Raw genomic sequence first — 15,193 nt, forward strand, 5'->3', positions numbered from 1 at the left:
TCATGCCCGCAAGGATTCGAGGTCGCGTATCAGTTCACTGGTGGCGATCGGGTCGAGGATCGCCAGGCTTTCGGCCGCCCTGATCTCGCCCCAGCTCGATGGCGAACCCACCGAGACGGTCTGCAGCGTCTGTTCCGGATACTCGTCCACCATGCCCACGATGATGCCGGGGTCGAGGGTCAGTTCGATCACCCTGGAGCGGCTGAGCGGCTTGTGGAAGAACCAGATGCCGCCGGCGTCCTGCGCCTGCCCGCGCCGCCAGCCTTTGTTGACCAGGCCAAGCACGCGGCCGGTGGGAACGACGGCGCCTTTCCAGCGCTCCAGGACCGTCGCGGACTGCTCTTCGGCGTCCAGCGCATAGGTATCGCGCCCCAGCTGGGAAAACGGCTGCAGCAGCTCATAATCGGCGAACAGCTGGCCGAACTGCGCGGCAGTTTCGGCCGCCAGCTCAAGCGGATGCGGCAGGCCGACGCAAAGATTGGCGCCTTCCGGCATCGTGAAACTGTCGTCCTCGCCGGTGGTCCAGCTGCCGTCTTCGGCCACGCGGAAGCATGCCAGCAGCTTGCCGCCGGCGTCGCCGCTGCCGGCCATCTCGTAGACGCCCCACACCAGGCGCTGCACCAGGTGGCGCACCAGCGGATGTTGGGCCAGGAACTGGCGGAAGTGCTCCGGCAGCCAGCGGCGCCGGCTGCACATGGCCCATTCCAGGCGCAGCACCTGCTGGCCGGCGATGGTGCGGGCGTCCTTCTTGAGCAGTTTGTAGCGTTCGACGGCGGCGCCGGCCAATGCCGCGTCGTCGCTTTGCTTCGGCTTGGGCAGGTCGGCCAGTCGCTTGCCATCGCTGTCGCGCACATACGGCTTCAGCGCCTCGTCGAAACCGACGCGGAACTGGCGCGGGCCGAAGTCCAGCAGCACGCTGCCGTTGTCGTCCAGGCCCAGGTCGGGCGCCAGGCGGTCTTCCAGCTCCTCGGTGGTCAGCTCCCGCTCCTCGGCAATCTTGTCGATCTTTTCGCGCGCCTTGTCCTGCAGGCCCTTGAACTTGACCTTTTGCGCGATGCCGTTCAACAGCATCAGCGCGGTGTCGGTGCCGATGTCGGCCAGCACGTCCAACGCCGACACGGCACGCGCATGCGCCGACTCGCCCGGCCAGGCGCGGATGTACGGCGTGAGCTTGCGCGCCGTGTCGTCCGTTCCCAGCCAGCCCAATGCGGTCATGGCCCAGCCTTCCTTGGAATTGCCGCCGGCATTCAGCCAGGACGAGAAACAGTCCCAGGCAAAATCCGCCAGCGATTCCGCAGTGAACGCGTCCTTGATTTGCGCAATGCCCGGGTACAGTCCTTCCGCGGTTGGCAACATCAGCATGGTGCCGATGTGGTCCAGCGCCTGGTCCGGCACCGCCTTGCCCGCGCCGGCGCCGCAGCTGTCATTCAGCACCGGGCGGCGCCATCCCAGCGGCGCCCAGAAATCAGGCAGCTTGGGCAGCTTGGCCGGCAAGCGTTCGAGCGGATCTTCATCGAGCAGGGCGCGCAATGCCGCGTCAACTGCAGCGTCCTCGTAACGTGCCGCGATGTCGAAGATCAATGCCTCGTGGCCGTTCATGCGCAGGTAGCGCAGTGCCGACGCCGCGCAATCACGGTCCTCGCCCGCCTTGCCGAGCGCCGGCGCAATCAGGCCGCAAATCGCATGTGCGGGGAAGCGCAGCAGCCACTGGCGGGCTTCCTCCTGCACCTTTTTGAGCTTGGTCGCGGCGCGCGCCATGGGCGATGCCATGCCAACGGCGCCGAAGCATTTGGCCAATGGCGCCATATCTGCCGGACGGCGCGCCAGCATCGCCTCGAAGCCGGGCAGCGCGGGCAGCCCAAGCCTGGCGAGCAGGAAGGCAATCTGCGGCGGGTAAGGATCCACGTCGCTGGCCAGCATATTCCAGGCATCGGCGCCCATCGCGCCGGGCAACAGCGGAATAGCCATCGCGCAGATCACTCGACCAGCGTCCCTCTGCCGGTACATGCGCCAGGCTGCGGCCAGTGCGTTGGCATCGGCATTTGCAATGGCCTTGCTGGCCTGGGTGCACGCTTCCACATCGGGTTCGTGCCAGTGGAAACGCATCGCCCATGCCATCTGGTCGGGAGTTTCAGGCTCGCCCTCGATACGCCCCCAGTAATGGCTGCGTGCAGCGGACAGCCATTCCTCGCGGTCGATGTCGTCCCAGCGCTCGACCGGCGCCAGGGGCAAGGGCTGCACCACCAGTGCGGGAGCAGGCTTCTTGCGCGGCCGCAGCCATGGCGGATCGGCCAGCACGCCCGGCAGGTCTTCCTGTGCGGCCAGCGCAACCGTGGCGCTGGTTTTCTCGAGCTGGCGATGCAGCAAGGCCTGCGCGGCAGGAGACAGCCATGGCATCAGCTGCGGAACCTGACCGGAATGGATGCGCAGCAGCATCGCCAGCGTCAGCTGCAGGACTTCGCCTTCCTTGCCGCGCCGTTCGCCCAGTTCCGCCAGGGCAGCAATACCCGCCAGGGGCGCGTGCATGACCGCGGCCGAGAAACTGGCGCGCGCCAGTTTCAGCGACACGGGAGTCCAGGTACTGGTATCGGACACCTCGGCCAGGACCTCGACCAGCAGCTTGACGGCTTCCGGCGTGCCGACGAAAGCCAGGGCTTCGTTGGCCGGTTCGCAGTACGGCATCAGTTTCAGCACTGCGAAGGCATGCGGGCCGCGCTCCTGCACCATCGTCGCCGCCAGCATCGGATTCCTCGACCAGCGCTCATGGCTGGAAATCTTGATACCGGACTTTTCCAGCAGGCCGGTATCGCTGGCCGCCAGCTGCAGCAGGGGCAGGGTCTCCAACGCCGGGCCTTTGGACAGCTCGGGCACCAGCCGGTCGGCAACCTCCGGCCGCTCGGGCAACTGTGCCGCCAGTCCGGCCCTGCGCAGCGCGTGAACGGAGGGGATGGCATTCTCGATCTTGTCGGCGCACGCCTGCCAAACTGCTTCCGGTGCCGACGACAACTGGATCCGCATGGCGACTTCGACCGGCGTCATCAGGCTCGAGGTGCCCAGTTCACTGGTGATGATGGACGTGATGCTGACTTTGCGAGGCAGGTTTCCGGCACTCTGCCACTTTACCTGCATGCGCTGCATTTCGATAAAGGCATCGACGCAGTGCTCCAGGCCCTTGTGCTTGACGAGGGCATGCAGCATCTTTAGCGCCAGCAGCTCATTCTTGCCTTCCCAGTCATAGGGAAGCTTGGCCGACAGCGCGAGCAAGACGGCGTCCGATTGCAATGAGCCGTCCAGGACCTGGTTCCGCAGCCGCTCCCATGCTTCTTCGAATGCGGGCCGCAGTTCGGCGTCTGTCGCGTCGGCATCCGGCTGCTGGCACTCGAAGAAGCGGCGGAACACGTCCTGCGCATCGACCGCCGGCACCGGTTTCGGGAAGCGGCGCGATGCCAGCGCTGCTGCCGCCAGCTTCCTGGGCAGCGACACGGGCGGCATGTGCACCAGCCAGGGCGGCGTGGTCGCCGGATCGGCGGCGGCAACGGGCGCCGGCGCAGGGGCCGCCGCCGGTGCCGGTGCCGGCGCTGGTGCCTCCGCAGCGGCCACGGGCTCCGGCGCCGCCACCGGCTTGGCCGCAGTCTTGCCGATCGCGGCAGCCGGCGCCGTGTCCACTTCAGAATAGCCCTTGCCGGTCTTTTCGGCGATGAGCTTGGCCATGGCGGCGCTGCACTTGGCATTGTCGGCAAAGGACTTGGTCTGGCTCTGGCCCTGGGTACCGATCCTGCCCCAGCGCAGGTTCAGGTCCAATCCATCCTGTTCAATTTCCCAAAATTTGTTCGAGCTGTCGTCGACGAATTCAAAACGGCGCATAGGAGTTCACATTCAAGTAGTGTTTGCGGGCGCTCATGCCCGCAGGGATTCGATGTCGCGTATCAGTTCACTGGCGGCGATCGGGTCGAGGGCAGCCAGGCTTTCGGCCGTCTTGATTCCGCCCCAACTTGCAAGCATGCCCACGGAGATGCTTTCCAGCGACTGCTCCGGATTCTCGTTGACCATGCCCGCGTAGATGCCAGGTTCGAACGTCAGCTCGATGATCCTGGAACCATTGGCCGGCTTCTGGAAGGAGCAGATCAAGCCGCCGTTGATGGCCTGCCCGCGCCTCCAGCCCCTGCTGGCCAGGCCAAGCACGCGGTTTGTGGCGATCACCACGCCCTTCCAGCGGGCGAGCTGCGCTTGCGCCTGTTCGCCGGCTTCCAGCGCATGGGTATCGCGCCCCAGCTGGACGAAAGGCTGCAACAGCTTGTAGTCGGCGAACACCTGGCCAAACTTCTCGGCGGCTTGCGGCGGCAATTCGAGCGCATGCGGCAGTCCCACCCGGATATGCTCGCCCTCCGGCAAAGTGAAGGCATCGTCGTCGCCGGTGGCGTAGCTGCCGTCTTCCGCGACGCGGAAGCAATCCAGCAATTGCGCGCCATCGCCGCCCACCGCATACACGCCCCAAACCAGGCGTTGCACGAGGTGGCGCAGCAGCGGGTGCTCGACCAGGAACTGGCGGAAGTGCTGGTGGCTCCAGCGGCGCCGGCTGCACATGGCCCATTCCAGGCGCGCTACCTGCTGGCTGGCGATGGCGCGGGCGTCCTTTTTCAGGGCATTGAAGCGCTCGACCGCGGCTGTGGAGAGCGCCTCGTCATCGCTCTGCCTCGGCTTCGGCAGGTCGGGCAGCCGGTAGCCGTCTTCGTCGCGCACAAAAGGCTTCAGCGCCTCGTCGAAGCCGGCCCGGAAGCGGCGCGCACCGAAGTCCAGCACGAGGGTGCCGTCCTGCCCGAGGCCCAGGTCTGGCGCCATGCGGTCTTCCAGCTCCTCGGTCGTCAGGCCGCGCGCCTCGGCGATCCTGGCGATTTTTTCGCGCGCCTTGTCCTGCAGCGGCTTTTGCCTGGCCTTCTGCGCGACGCTGTTCATCAGCATCAGCGCAAGTTCGCTGCCGATGTCGGTCAGCACGTCCAGCGCCGCTACCGCCCGTGCATGCGCCCCTTCCGGCGGCCACGCCTTAATGAACGGCATCAGCTTGCGGGCGGTATCGTCCGTGCCCAGCCAGCCCAGGGCCGACATCGCCCAGCCGTCCTTGACGACGCCACCGGCATTCAACCATGCCATGAAACAGTCCCAGCTAAAGTCCGCCAGCGATTCGGGGGTGCAGGCATCCCGGAGCTGGGCGATGCCGGGATACACGCCATCGACCGTCGGCAGCATCAGCATGGTCCCCACATGCACCAGCACGTCGTTCGGCACCGCCTTGCCGGCACTGGCGCCGCCGGACTCATTCAACACCAGGCGGCGCCACCCGCGCGGCGCCCAGAAGTCAGGGAGCTTGGGAAGCTTGGCCGGCAGGCGTTCAAGCGGATCTTCATCGAGCAGGGCACGCAGCGTGGCAGAGACTGCGGCGTTCTCGTATCGGGCCGCAACCTTCAGGATCAGCGCTTCATGCCCGTTCGCGCGCAAGTAGCGCAACGCAGACATGGCGCAGGACTTCTCTTCGCCCGCCTTGCCGAGCGCCGGTGCAATCAGCCCGCAAATCGCATGTTCGGGGAAGCGCAGCAGCCATCGCCGCCCCTGCGCCTGCAGTTTCTTGAGCTTGACCGCAGCGCGCGCCATCGGCGCCGCCATGCCGACGGAGCCAAAGCACGGGGCATACTCGACCACTTCGTCGAAGCGGTGGCGCAGCAAAGCCTCAAAGCCGGGCAGCGCGCGCAAGCCGAATCGCGCCAGCAGGAATTCCAGGCACCTGCCACTGACGTCGACTGAATTGGAAAGCAGGCTCCAGGTCTCGACGCCCATTTCTCCCGGCAGCCGCGTAATCAACGGCGCATAGAGGCGCGCCCACGGATCGCCCAATACGTACAGCCGCCAGGCGGCCACCATCGCCTTGCTGTCGGCTTCTGCGATGGCCTGGATCGCCTGCCTGCGGGCTTCATCGCCGGACGTCCCCGGATTGCGGCTGAACCCCAGCTCCGCCACCCACGCTGCCGGATCCTTGCGTGCGCGCTCGAAGGTGTCTTCCCACCATGGGCCCGCGTTCGCCCATTCTTCGCGGTCGACGTCGTCCCATCGCTCCACGGGAGCCAGCGGCAACGGCTGCAAATCGATCGATGCAAGGGCCTTCTTGCGCGGCCGCAGCCACGGCGGGTTCGCCAGCACGCCCGGCAGATCCTCGCGCGCCGCCTCTTCCAGCGAAGTATCGCGTTGTCCGAGCAGGCGTTGCAGCAATGCCTGCGCAGCCGGGCTGACCCAGCGCAGGAGCTGGGGAACCACTTCGGCATGCTCGCTGACCAGCGCCGCCAGGCTGGACGACGCCACCATGCCAACCTTGCCCGGCCTTTCGCCAATCTCCGCCAGCGCAGCGATGCCGGCAACGGGCCATTGCTGGAGCGCCGCAGCCAGGCGCACCAGCGCGGTCCGGCGTTCGACCGCGGTATCCCATCCCTCGTATTCCGGATCGGTAGTCTGCGCGACCGATTCGACCAGCAGCCGGATGGCTTCCGGGGTGCCGATCTGGGTCAGGGCCTCGCTGACCACATCGCGCGTGACGGCAACGCTGAAGGGCGAGCATGCCTGCACGCCCTTCCCGGCCAGGATGGTCGCCGCCAGCATCGGGCTGGTGAAGTAGCGTCCGCGCTCAGGCATTTTTTCGCCCAGAACCCGCAGCAGTTCCGGCTCGTCGGCCGACACCAGCAGCAGCGGCAAGCTTGCATGCGCCGGGCTGCCTGCAAGTTCATGCACCAGGCGGTTGGACAGCTCCGGACGTTCCGGCAACTGCGCGGCGAGTGAAGCCCTGCGCGCGAGCGGGATGGCGGGCAGCGCTTGCTCGATCTTGTCGGCACAAGCCCGCCAAGTCGCCTCCGGTGCATTGGACAGCTGGCGGCGCAGGGCAATTTCGGCCCCGCAGAACGGCTCATACTTGGCCAGCGGAAGCAGCTCGCGGCACTCGATGACCGCCTTCCGCTTTTTCTCCCGCGACGGCAGGAAGCCCACTTGCAGCTTGAGCATTTCGATGAAGACGTCGACGCAGTACTCCAAGCCTTTGTGCGCGGCGATGGCATCGAGCATCGGCTCGCCAAACGGATGCACATCCTCCGCGCCGCTGCGGAACACTGGATTGTTCGACATGGCAAGCAGGATTGCATCGGACAGCAGCGAACCGTCGAGGGTTTGCTCCTGCAGCCGCTGCGACGCTTCCGCGCATGCCTCGCGAAACTCGGCATCGCTGCGCGCCGGGTCAATCTCGAAGGTCTCCCACATGCTGCGCAAAACCTGCTTCGGGTCGACTTGCGGAACCGGTTTCGGCGCGCGGCGCGAAGCGAGTGCCGCTTCCGCCATCCTTTTGGAAATCGCCAGCGGCTCACCCTGCGCCAGCCAGGGTGGGGTCGTCATATCGGGGAGCTCATTACCGTGCATGAAAGTTCAATTACCTAAAGGAAACTTGTAATTTTGACTTTACCACGCGGCCGCTCAGGTTAACAAGGACTCCATGTCCCGCACCAGCTCACTGGCGCTGACGGGATCGAGGCTGGCCATGCTGCCATTCCGCATCGTGACGGCGCCAAGCGTCTGCTCCGGATATTCGTCGGCCAGGCCGACGATGATGCCCGGATCGAGCATCAGTTCGACCACCCTGGCGCCGGCAACCGGCTTGCTGAAGTACGAAACGCCGCCGCCGTCCATGGACGATCCGCGGCGCCAGCCCCTGCTTGCCAGGCCGAGCACGCGGCCGGTGGCGACCACCTTGCCTTTCCAGCGTTCCAGCGCGGTGGCGGAATGCTCCCCGGCTTCGAGCCGGTAGGTATCGCGCCCAAGCTGGGCGAAAGGTTGCAGCAGCTCGTAATCGGCAAACAACTGTCCGAATTGCACAACATCCTGCTGCGGCATGTCGAGCGGGTGCGGCAAGCCGACGTAAATAAGCTCGCCTTCCGGCAGCGCGATCGGGTTATCGTCCGCGTCCGTATAGCTGCCTTCTGCAGACACACGGAAGCAATGCAGCAGCTTCCCGCCGCCGGCCTTTCCTTCTTCCTGGACGTAGACGCCCCAGGCCAGGCGCTGCACCAGGTGCCGCACCAGCGGATGGCCGGCAAGGAACTGGCCGAAGTGCTCGGGGCGCCAGCGGCGGCCGCTGCACATGGCTTGCTCCAGGCGCAGCAACTGCTGGCTGGCGACGGTGCGGACGTCCTTCTTCAGTGCCTTGAAGCGCTCGACCGCGTCGGCGGCCTGCGCTTCGTCGTCGGTCTTTTTCGGCTTGGGCAGGTCCTTCAGGCGCGTGCCGTCGCTGTCGCGAACATAAGGTTTCAGCATTTCGTCGAAGCCGACGCGGAACTGGCGCGGGCCGAAGTCCAGCAGCATGCTGCCATTGTCGTCCAGGCCCAGGACGGGCGCCAACCGGTCTTGCAGCTCCTCCCTCGACAGGCCGCGGTTCTCCGCGATCTGGTCGATCTTTTCGCGTGCCTTGACCAGCAGTCCCGTGAACTTCAACTTTTGTGCAATGTCGTTCAGCAGCAGCAGTGCGACGTCGGTGCCGATATCGGCCAGCACGTCCAGTGCGGCCACCGCGCGCGCATGCGCCGCTTCTCCCGGCCAGGCGCGGATGTAAGGGGTGAGCCGGCGCGCCGTGTCGTCGTTGCCCAGCCATCCCAGGGCCGACAGGGCCCAGCTTTCCTTGGCAGGCCCGCCTGCGCTCAGCCAGGCGGTAAAACAATCCCAGCTGAAGTTCGCCAGGGACTCGGGCGTGCAAGCCTCCTTGAGCTGCGCAATGCCGGCGTACACGCCGTCCACGGTCGGCAAGGCCAGCATGGTGCCGATGTGATCGAGCACTGCGTCCGGCACGGCACCGGCGGTGCCGTTCAGCAGCGGACGGCGCCAGCCCAGCGGCGTCCAGAAATCGGGCAGCTTGGGCAATTTGGCCGGAAGGCACTCGAGCGGGTCTTCGTCCAGCATGGCGCGCACTGCCTCGGCAACCGCAGGATCTTCGTAGCGCCAACTCATGCCGACAATCAGCGACTCATAACCGTGGCCGCGCAGGAAGCGCAGCGCCGACAATGCACTACTGCGCGCCGCGCCCGCCTTGCCGATCGCAGGGGCGATCAGGCCGGCGATGGCATGTTCAGGAAAACGCAACAGCCAGCGGCGCGCCTCGTCCTGCAGCTTCTTGAGCTTGGCCGCGGCGCGCGCAACCGGCGCCGCGAGTTCCACCGCACCGAGGCATGGCGCCAGCGGCAGCATCTTGTCAACGCTGTCGCGCATCATTGCCGCAAAGCCGGGCGCCGCCGCCAGGCCGAACTGGCTAAGCAGGTAGTCCACGCCATAAGGCTCCGCCTCGCCGGCCAGCCTGTTCCAGGTTTCGACGCCCATGTCCCCCGGCAGCAAGGTCAGGAAGCGCGTCGAGAGCGTTGCCCGCTGGTCGCCTTGCCGATAGAGCTGCCAGGCCTCGGCCAGCTCCTCGCTGTCCGCGTTGGCAATGGCCTGTGCAGCCATGCGGCGCGCCTCGTCGCCGGCATGTCCCGGATTGCGGCAGAAGCCCAGGGCATCCACCAGCACGGCGGTGTCCTTGCGCGCCTTGTCGAAGTCCTTCTGCTGCCAGCGGTCCAGCGATGCCCATTGTTCGCGGTCGATGCCATCCCATCGCTCGATTGGCGCCACGGGCAAAGGCAGCACGGCCAGCGCAGCGGCGGCCTTCTTTCGTGGCCGCAGCCAGGGCGGATCAGCCAATACGCCCGGCAGGTCGGCCTGCGCCGCCACCGGCACCGCCGATCCGGATTGCTCGCCAAGGCGTTGCAACACCGCCTGCGCGGCGGGGCTGACCCAGGGCAGCAGTTGCGACACGTGTCCCGCATTCGCCCGCACCAGCTTTGCCAGTTCCGCCTGCAGCATGTCGCCATCCTTGCCGCGCAAGCCGCCCAGCTCGGCCAGGGCCGCAATGCTCGCAAGCGGCCATTGCTTGAGCGCTGCGGTCAGATGCCGAAGCGCCGTCTTGCGATCAGCGAGCCACCACATCATGTCGTCGGAAATGCCGGACCGCGCCGGCGTGGCGCAATACACTTCCGCCAGCAGTTTGATTGCCTCCGGCGTGCCGATCTGGCTCAGGGCGATGGTGGCTGCGGCGCTGCTCGCGACCAGTTCCAGGACAGGAAGCGCGTCCACACCCTGTTCCTGCACGACGCTGGCCACCAGCATCAAGCCTGAAGCCCAGCGGTCTTCTTCGATCAGTTCACTGCCCAGCATGCCGTGCAGCGCAGGATCGGTGGCCGTCAGCAGCAGCACGGGCAGGGAGGCGGAGGCCTTGCCCTTGGCGAGCGTGTGCGTCAGCCGGTTCGACACCTCGGGGCGCTCCGGCAGTTGCGCGGCAAGGCCGGCCCTGCGCATGGCTGGAACGTTCGGGATCGCGCTTTCGATCTTGTCCGCACAGGCTTGCCATACCGGCTCCGGCGCCGACGACAACTGCCGCCGCATGGCAACTTCGACGGGCGACAGGGGATAGCGGTCGCCGAGTTCCCGGGTTACCTTGCGCGTGACGCCGGCCTGCCAGTTCTTGTACTCCTTGTGCGACAGCTTCACCTGCAAGCCTTGCATCTCGATGAAGGCATCGACACAGTATTCCAGGCCCTTGTGGCTGGCCAGGGCGTCCAGCATGCGCTCGCCCAGCGGCGCTTCGCCCTTGTTCTGTGCGCCGTAGGCGGGATCGTTGGCCAGCGCCAGCAAGATCGCATGCGACAGCAGCGAGCCATCCAGCGAACCGGTGAGCGTGCACATCCACGCGTCCGAAAAGTCCAAACGCAGATCGGCATCCGTGGCAGCCAGATCCGGTTTTTCGATTTCACCCAAGCGCAGCAAGGCCGCTTGCGCATCCGCCTCCGGCACCGCTTTCGGGAAACGGCGCGAAGGCAAGGCCGCAGCGGCCATTTCAGGAGAAAGCGAGACCGGCACACCCTGTGCAAACCAGGGCGGTAAGGAGCTGTTATCGGCGAAGTCGAGGCGGCGCATGAGTCTATTACCAAAAAGAAATGTTATCTTTTCGACTATAGCATGCGGGCGCGGGCCGGGCCCGCACCGTTGCCGCCGTGACTTGGAAGGTGATCAGGCCCGCAAGAGTCCACGGGCCTGAAGAGCGGCCTGGCCATCGCTGCCAAGAGCGCAAGCACCAGTTACCGCGAGGTTCTCACGGCCAGCGAATTGGCTGCGGTCCTGCGGACAGGTGAGGTTCCCCCTAAGTTTCGGCCGCACATCATGGCGCTCCTTGAAGAGGCGCCGTTGCCGGTGATGGTCAAGGCCGTCACCGAAGCTGCAAGCGCTGATGCACCTTCGAGCAAGATCTTGACGTCCTCCCCGCCCTAAAGGACGGGGATTCCTGCTTCCAGCGTCGCACGTCCGCGACGGAGAATGTTTAACGCAGCATTACGATCACGATCATGTACCACACCGCATTCGCTGCATTCCCACTCTCTTATTCCAAGGCCTGCGATACCCTTCGGCCTCGAATCGGGCAGTGCACCACAATTCGAGCAGGTCTGGGTGGTAAAGCGTTCGTCCACTTCCACGTACCGCGCGCCATGCCTCATGGCCTTGTACGCCAGCATCTTACGGAAGGACGACCAGCCTGCATCAAGCACGGACTTCGCCAGGCTGGTTTGGGCGAGTCCACTGGCATTGACATTGCCAACAGCAATATGGTCGAAGGCGCGGGCAAGTTCCACCGACCTGTTATGCAAGAAGTCCAGTCGACGCCGCGCCGTGCGCGCCTGGATGGCTTTGATGCGGCGCCGCTTGTGGGCTCGCTGCGCTATTGCCAGCGCCGCTTCCGCCTCACGATAAAAGCCCGGCGCCGGAATTTTTTCTCCCTCGGACGGGGTAGCGAGATCCTTCAAGCCAAGATCGATACCGACACCGTGGTCGAGTGGCCGGACCGGCGGCTCGGCTACCTCGATCGCAATATTGAGGAACCAGTTCCCGCGACTGTCTTGCGCAAAGCAACTGCCATCCTTGATTTTCCCTTCAGGAAGAGGGCGAGAGTAAAACACCCGGAACGTATTGCCTGCAAAGCGAAACGCGTTGCCTTCCCTGTGCAGGTCACGTCCTTTGAGCGGAACCCGGCCCAAGGACCTTCGGCCGCGGTAACGCAAATACGGCCGGCGGTGTTGGGCACGCGATTTGGCAAATTGTTCGCATACGGCATTGATCACACCAGAGTGCAGCTCCAATTCTTTGCTGCTGCCGGTAGTCAGCTTGTTCAAGTCGAAGCCGGTCAGCCAAGGGCGCTCAAATCGCAAGGCATCTTTCTGCCGATCATTGCAGTAGTTCCAGACGAAATTCACCTTACGGGCTTGCAGATCAAGCAGCCCGTTTTTCGATTTCACACGGAAACGGTAGACGAGAATCATACTGTAATTTTATACAGTATCTCACTAATCTCAAGGCGAGCGCCCGCGTTGCGGCCGGCTCCTTTCACTCCCGCCCTCAGACGGGGTTTCTCGGAGCAAATCTGATGAAAAAACTGCAGCGCCTTGCGAAGGAATGGCATGTATGTCGGGAAGTTTGGCAGCGTTGAACCAGGGTGGACTTCCAGACACTTGGGAGTCTCTTTTCAAGAAGGCGCTGATCGCGATCGACGAGATTGCAGCGCATGGCTACGCGAACCCGTTTTGGACTTTCGGCGGCGGGACCGTCCTCATGCTCCGGTATGGTCACCTGTTCAGCAAAGACGTCGATATCTTCGTTCCCGATCTCCAGTCCTACAGAACTGCACCTTGGTTATCAGATGTCTTCGAGAACGCCCAAGTCGCGGCCCGCCAGAATACTCATTCCTGAAGGTCGGCGTTGAAAACGCATGCATATGAGACTGCGGCAAGAACTGGCTTCTCTCCGCTCGATGAGGCTTATCACTCAGCTCGCTGAACTAGCGGATGCCGTTGGGCGCAGCCAGCCCAGTTGCCGCTACGGGTTGCGCGGGCTCAGGCTACCGGCAATGGAGTGCCATTGCTGCCGGTGCTCCATGTATCTGGCGAGGCCTTGTGCGAAGAAGGTCTTCTCCTCGATATCCATGTCCCCCGGCAGGTCATCGCACAAGGGGTCTTGATAGTCTTCCGGCCATTGCGACGCCTCCAGGACAGCATAGACTGACTTTTCGTCGAGCCATCTCGTTGCAGTCATCGCGTGGCCCGGTTCGTCTGCGTTCGGCTGAGAAGCCAGCGCTGCCACGCGGTCCAACCCCAGCTCGTAATAGTGGGGGGCGACGCCGTAAAAGAACTCTGCAGGCTTATGCTCAAGAATGTCACGGAATTCCGACCGATAGTCCAGCAAACGCAACTCGAGCGCCCGCTTATGCGCATCCACTGTGACAGCAGCCGCCAGGACCTTTCCGTGCTTGAGAATCCTGGCTGCACGGATCCAGGTTGCGCGGTGGTTGTTGCCATCACGCAGAAGGCCGAGGGCCTGGCTATACGCCTGGATGCTGGCCTCCAGATTGAACAGGGAGCGACGCTCTGCCACTTCTTCGTCGTCTTTCGTCGCCTGGATCGCCATGTCTTTTTTCTGCAGATATAGCGTGAGCAGGATGCCGGCAAAACCAAGGCTTGAGAACAATGCATTCAGGGCGCCAAAGGTATCGCCGATCTGCCCACGCTCACCTACGCCGAGCTTGCTGATGCCATCGGCTGGAAGCACCCACAGCGCGAAGCCGGCATACACCACGACGACGATTAAAAACAGGGGAATTGCAATTTTTCTCATCAAAGCTGTTCCGTTACAGGATAAAGAGGTCTTCAGAACGGCAAGCCGTCCTTGGTATGGTTTTGCTCAGCGATTGTCGCCATTGGACGCATGCTTCGACTCAGGTCTCGCTCAGCTTCACGCTCTGTTCCGTCATTCCAATGAGAATGCTGTCTACCAGGTCAAGTGGAAACGCTGGCGGTATTTTCTGTCGGACTGAATCGACAGCTTTGGGAACTGCCTCAAGGACTTCTTCAATTATCGCTTCAGCAGCTTTCGCACCCAAGCCAAGCTGTTGCGCCATCGCAGACCAATGACGCCTTTGGATTCGATTGACGTGGTAGTAGTTGGTGCTCCCGCGAACGGCCATGGCCAGCCTTACATCCTGGGCTGGGATTTTACTCGCACCACGCCCGACGATAGGGTGCACCGAAAGCACGTCATACAATGGGGTCGCCTGGTATTTCCCCCTCGGTCCGAGCGCGATGCTGAAGTTCTTGGCATGTCCATCCGTAGCGAGCAAAAGCCAGAATATAAGTTGTGTCTTGAAGAAGTTTCGCCGATCTTTTTCCGCGACCTCCGATCCTAAAAGGAGGTTCATGATGCGCTCGATCCCGGGTCCACCGTCTTGCTGGTACTTGGCCAGGGGTGAATACCCCATGGCTTGACACATGTCTTCTTGCGGCAGACGGACAATCCAGGTCTCGTCGTCCGAGTATTTGCGGTCAAACCGCTCCACTCCCAAAACTTTCTGATCCTCGAACTGGAGGATTGCGGTCCTTGCTATGGGAAGTCCAAATCCTTCCATAATTTGCGCGCACAACCATTCGTTCTCCACCGAGGTTCGCATATCGGCACGCATATTCCCCACAAGTCCTAGCGGCAGCTTCAGAATGTGCGTCGTGGGTGTGCTTCCAGTCGGAAGCTTCCATCTTCCCTCGTGCCACAAGAGCGCATTTTTCTCTTGTGCGCCGGCGATAGACAACCTGAGATCAGGGACATGATCTTCGTGGCCCAATCCACCAGGTGAAGTTGTAGCGCGAAGCAACTCAGCAATAGCATGCTCATTGAGTTCTTCGCCTTGAATAGTAAAGATGTCGTTCGGAGCCTCGTCCGGCTCCAGCAATTGAACGGCTCCTACGCAGTCTCTTCCTATCGCTTCAAGCAGGTCGAATGGGGAAGTACTTCCTGTGCGATACCGTTGTGCCAGGCGCCTGCGAATAGGCTCGCTGTCCGGGAGGAGATTATCAAAGTAGTTTGTGGCCACATCGTCTACGTATGGCCGATTGTCGGCCGTCAACGGCATCGATAACGATAGAGGGCGACGGTTCTCGTCATTTAACCAATCGTCGAAATATGTGAAGGTTGAGCTGTTCCGGTGAATAGTCCATTGACCCACTGGGGTGCCGTTCAACCATACATTCAAACTGCTTCGCGTTCCTCTTCGTGCCAT

At 63.5% G+C, this 15,193-nt stretch carries 7 protein-coding genes; 1 reads left to right on the forward strand and 6 read right to left on the reverse strand.

What is annotated here, in order from left to right:
* The 4 genes from ACN9MY_RS00445 to ACN9MY_RS00460 all read right to left on the reverse strand — a co-directional run bounded on the left by ACN9MY_RS00445 (position 1) and on the right by ACN9MY_RS00460 (position 12,413).
* Positions 1-3,864 carry a WGR and DUF4132 domain-containing protein gene (locus tag ACN9MY_RS00445; protein WP_426336702.1) on the reverse strand — a complete coding sequence of 1,288 codons (3,864 nt, stop codon included), beginning with the start codon at positions 3,862-3,864 and terminating at the stop codon, positions 1-3.
* Positions 3,865-3,897: 33 nt separating this feature from the next.
* Positions 3,898-7,422 carry a DUF4132 domain-containing protein gene (locus ACN9MY_RS00450; RefSeq protein ID WP_426336703.1) on the reverse strand — a complete coding sequence of 1,175 codons (3,525 nt, stop codon included), beginning with the start codon at positions 7,420-7,422 and terminating at the stop codon, positions 3,898-3,900.
* 78 nt (positions 7,423-7,500) lie between these two features.
* Positions 7,501-11,019 carry a DUF4132 domain-containing protein gene (locus ACN9MY_RS00455; RefSeq protein ID WP_426336704.1) on the reverse strand — a complete coding sequence of 1,173 codons (3,519 nt, stop codon included), beginning with the start codon at positions 11,017-11,019 and terminating at the stop codon, positions 7,501-7,503.
* A 347-nt stretch (positions 11,020-11,366) separates the two neighbouring features.
* Positions 11,367-12,413: an RNA-guided endonuclease InsQ/TnpB family protein gene (locus tag ACN9MY_RS00460; RefSeq protein WP_426166474.1), complete on the reverse strand. Its 1,047-nt coding sequence runs from the start codon at positions 12,411-12,413 to the stop codon at positions 11,367-11,369.
* 142 nt (positions 12,414-12,555) lie between these two features.
* Here ACN9MY_RS00460 and ACN9MY_RS00465 point away from each other — a divergent pair, with 142 nt between their 5' ends.
* Positions 12,556-12,840, forward strand: coding sequence for a nucleotidyl transferase AbiEii/AbiGii toxin family protein (locus tag ACN9MY_RS00465; RefSeq protein ID WP_426166476.1), 285 nt, complete (start codon positions 12,556-12,558; stop codon positions 12,838-12,840).
* Between the two features lie 126 nt (positions 12,841-12,966).
* On the opposite strand, the gene ACN9MY_RS00470 is transcribed toward ACN9MY_RS00465, so the two are convergent.
* Both ACN9MY_RS00470 and ACN9MY_RS00475 read right to left on the reverse strand, forming a co-directional pair.
* On the reverse strand, positions 12,967-13,761 hold the full coding sequence (locus ACN9MY_RS00470) for a hypothetical protein (protein ID WP_426166478.1): 795 nt from the start codon (positions 13,759-13,761) through the stop codon (positions 12,967-12,969).
* 100 nt (positions 13,762-13,861) lie between these two features.
* Positions 13,862-15,193 carry a type II toxin-antitoxin system HipA family toxin gene (locus ACN9MY_RS00475; RefSeq protein ID WP_426319851.1) on the reverse strand — a complete coding sequence of 444 codons (1,332 nt, stop codon included), beginning with the start codon at positions 15,191-15,193 and terminating at the stop codon, positions 13,862-13,864.

The sequence above is a fragment of the Pseudoduganella sp. R-31 genome, from assembly GCF_049913235.1.
Lineage (GTDB): Bacteria > Pseudomonadota > Gammaproteobacteria > Burkholderiales > Burkholderiaceae_D > Rugamonas.

What these genes read in the sequence shown, in the direction of transcription:
- ACN9MY_RS00455 (WP_426336704.1), bottom strand. Translation starts at nt 11,019, where the DNA reads ATGCGCCGCCTCGACTTCGCCGATAACAGCTCCTTACCGCCCTGGTTT.
- ACN9MY_RS00445 (WP_426336702.1), bottom strand. Translation starts at nt 3,864, where the DNA reads ATGCGCCGTTTTGAATTCGTCGACGACAGCTCGAACAAATTTTGGGAA.
- ACN9MY_RS00460 (WP_426166474.1), bottom strand. Translation starts at nt 12,413, where the DNA reads ATGATTCTCGTCTACCGTTTCCGTGTGAAATCGAAAAACGGGCTGCTT.
- ACN9MY_RS00475 (WP_426319851.1), bottom strand. Translation starts at nt 15,193, where the DNA reads ATGGCACGAAGAGGAACGCGAAGCAGTTTGAATGTATGGTTGAACGGC.
- ACN9MY_RS00465 (WP_426166476.1), top strand. Translation starts at nt 12,556, where the DNA reads ATGTCGGGAAGTTTGGCAGCGTTGAACCAGGGTGGACTTCCAGACACT.
- ACN9MY_RS00450 (WP_426336703.1), bottom strand. Translation starts at nt 7,422, where the DNA reads ATGACGACCCCACCCTGGCTGGCGCAGGGTGAGCCGCTGGCGATTTCC.
- ACN9MY_RS00470 (WP_426166478.1), bottom strand. Translation starts at nt 13,761, where the DNA reads ATGAGAAAAATTGCAATTCCCCTGTTTTTAATCGTCGTCGTGGTGTAT.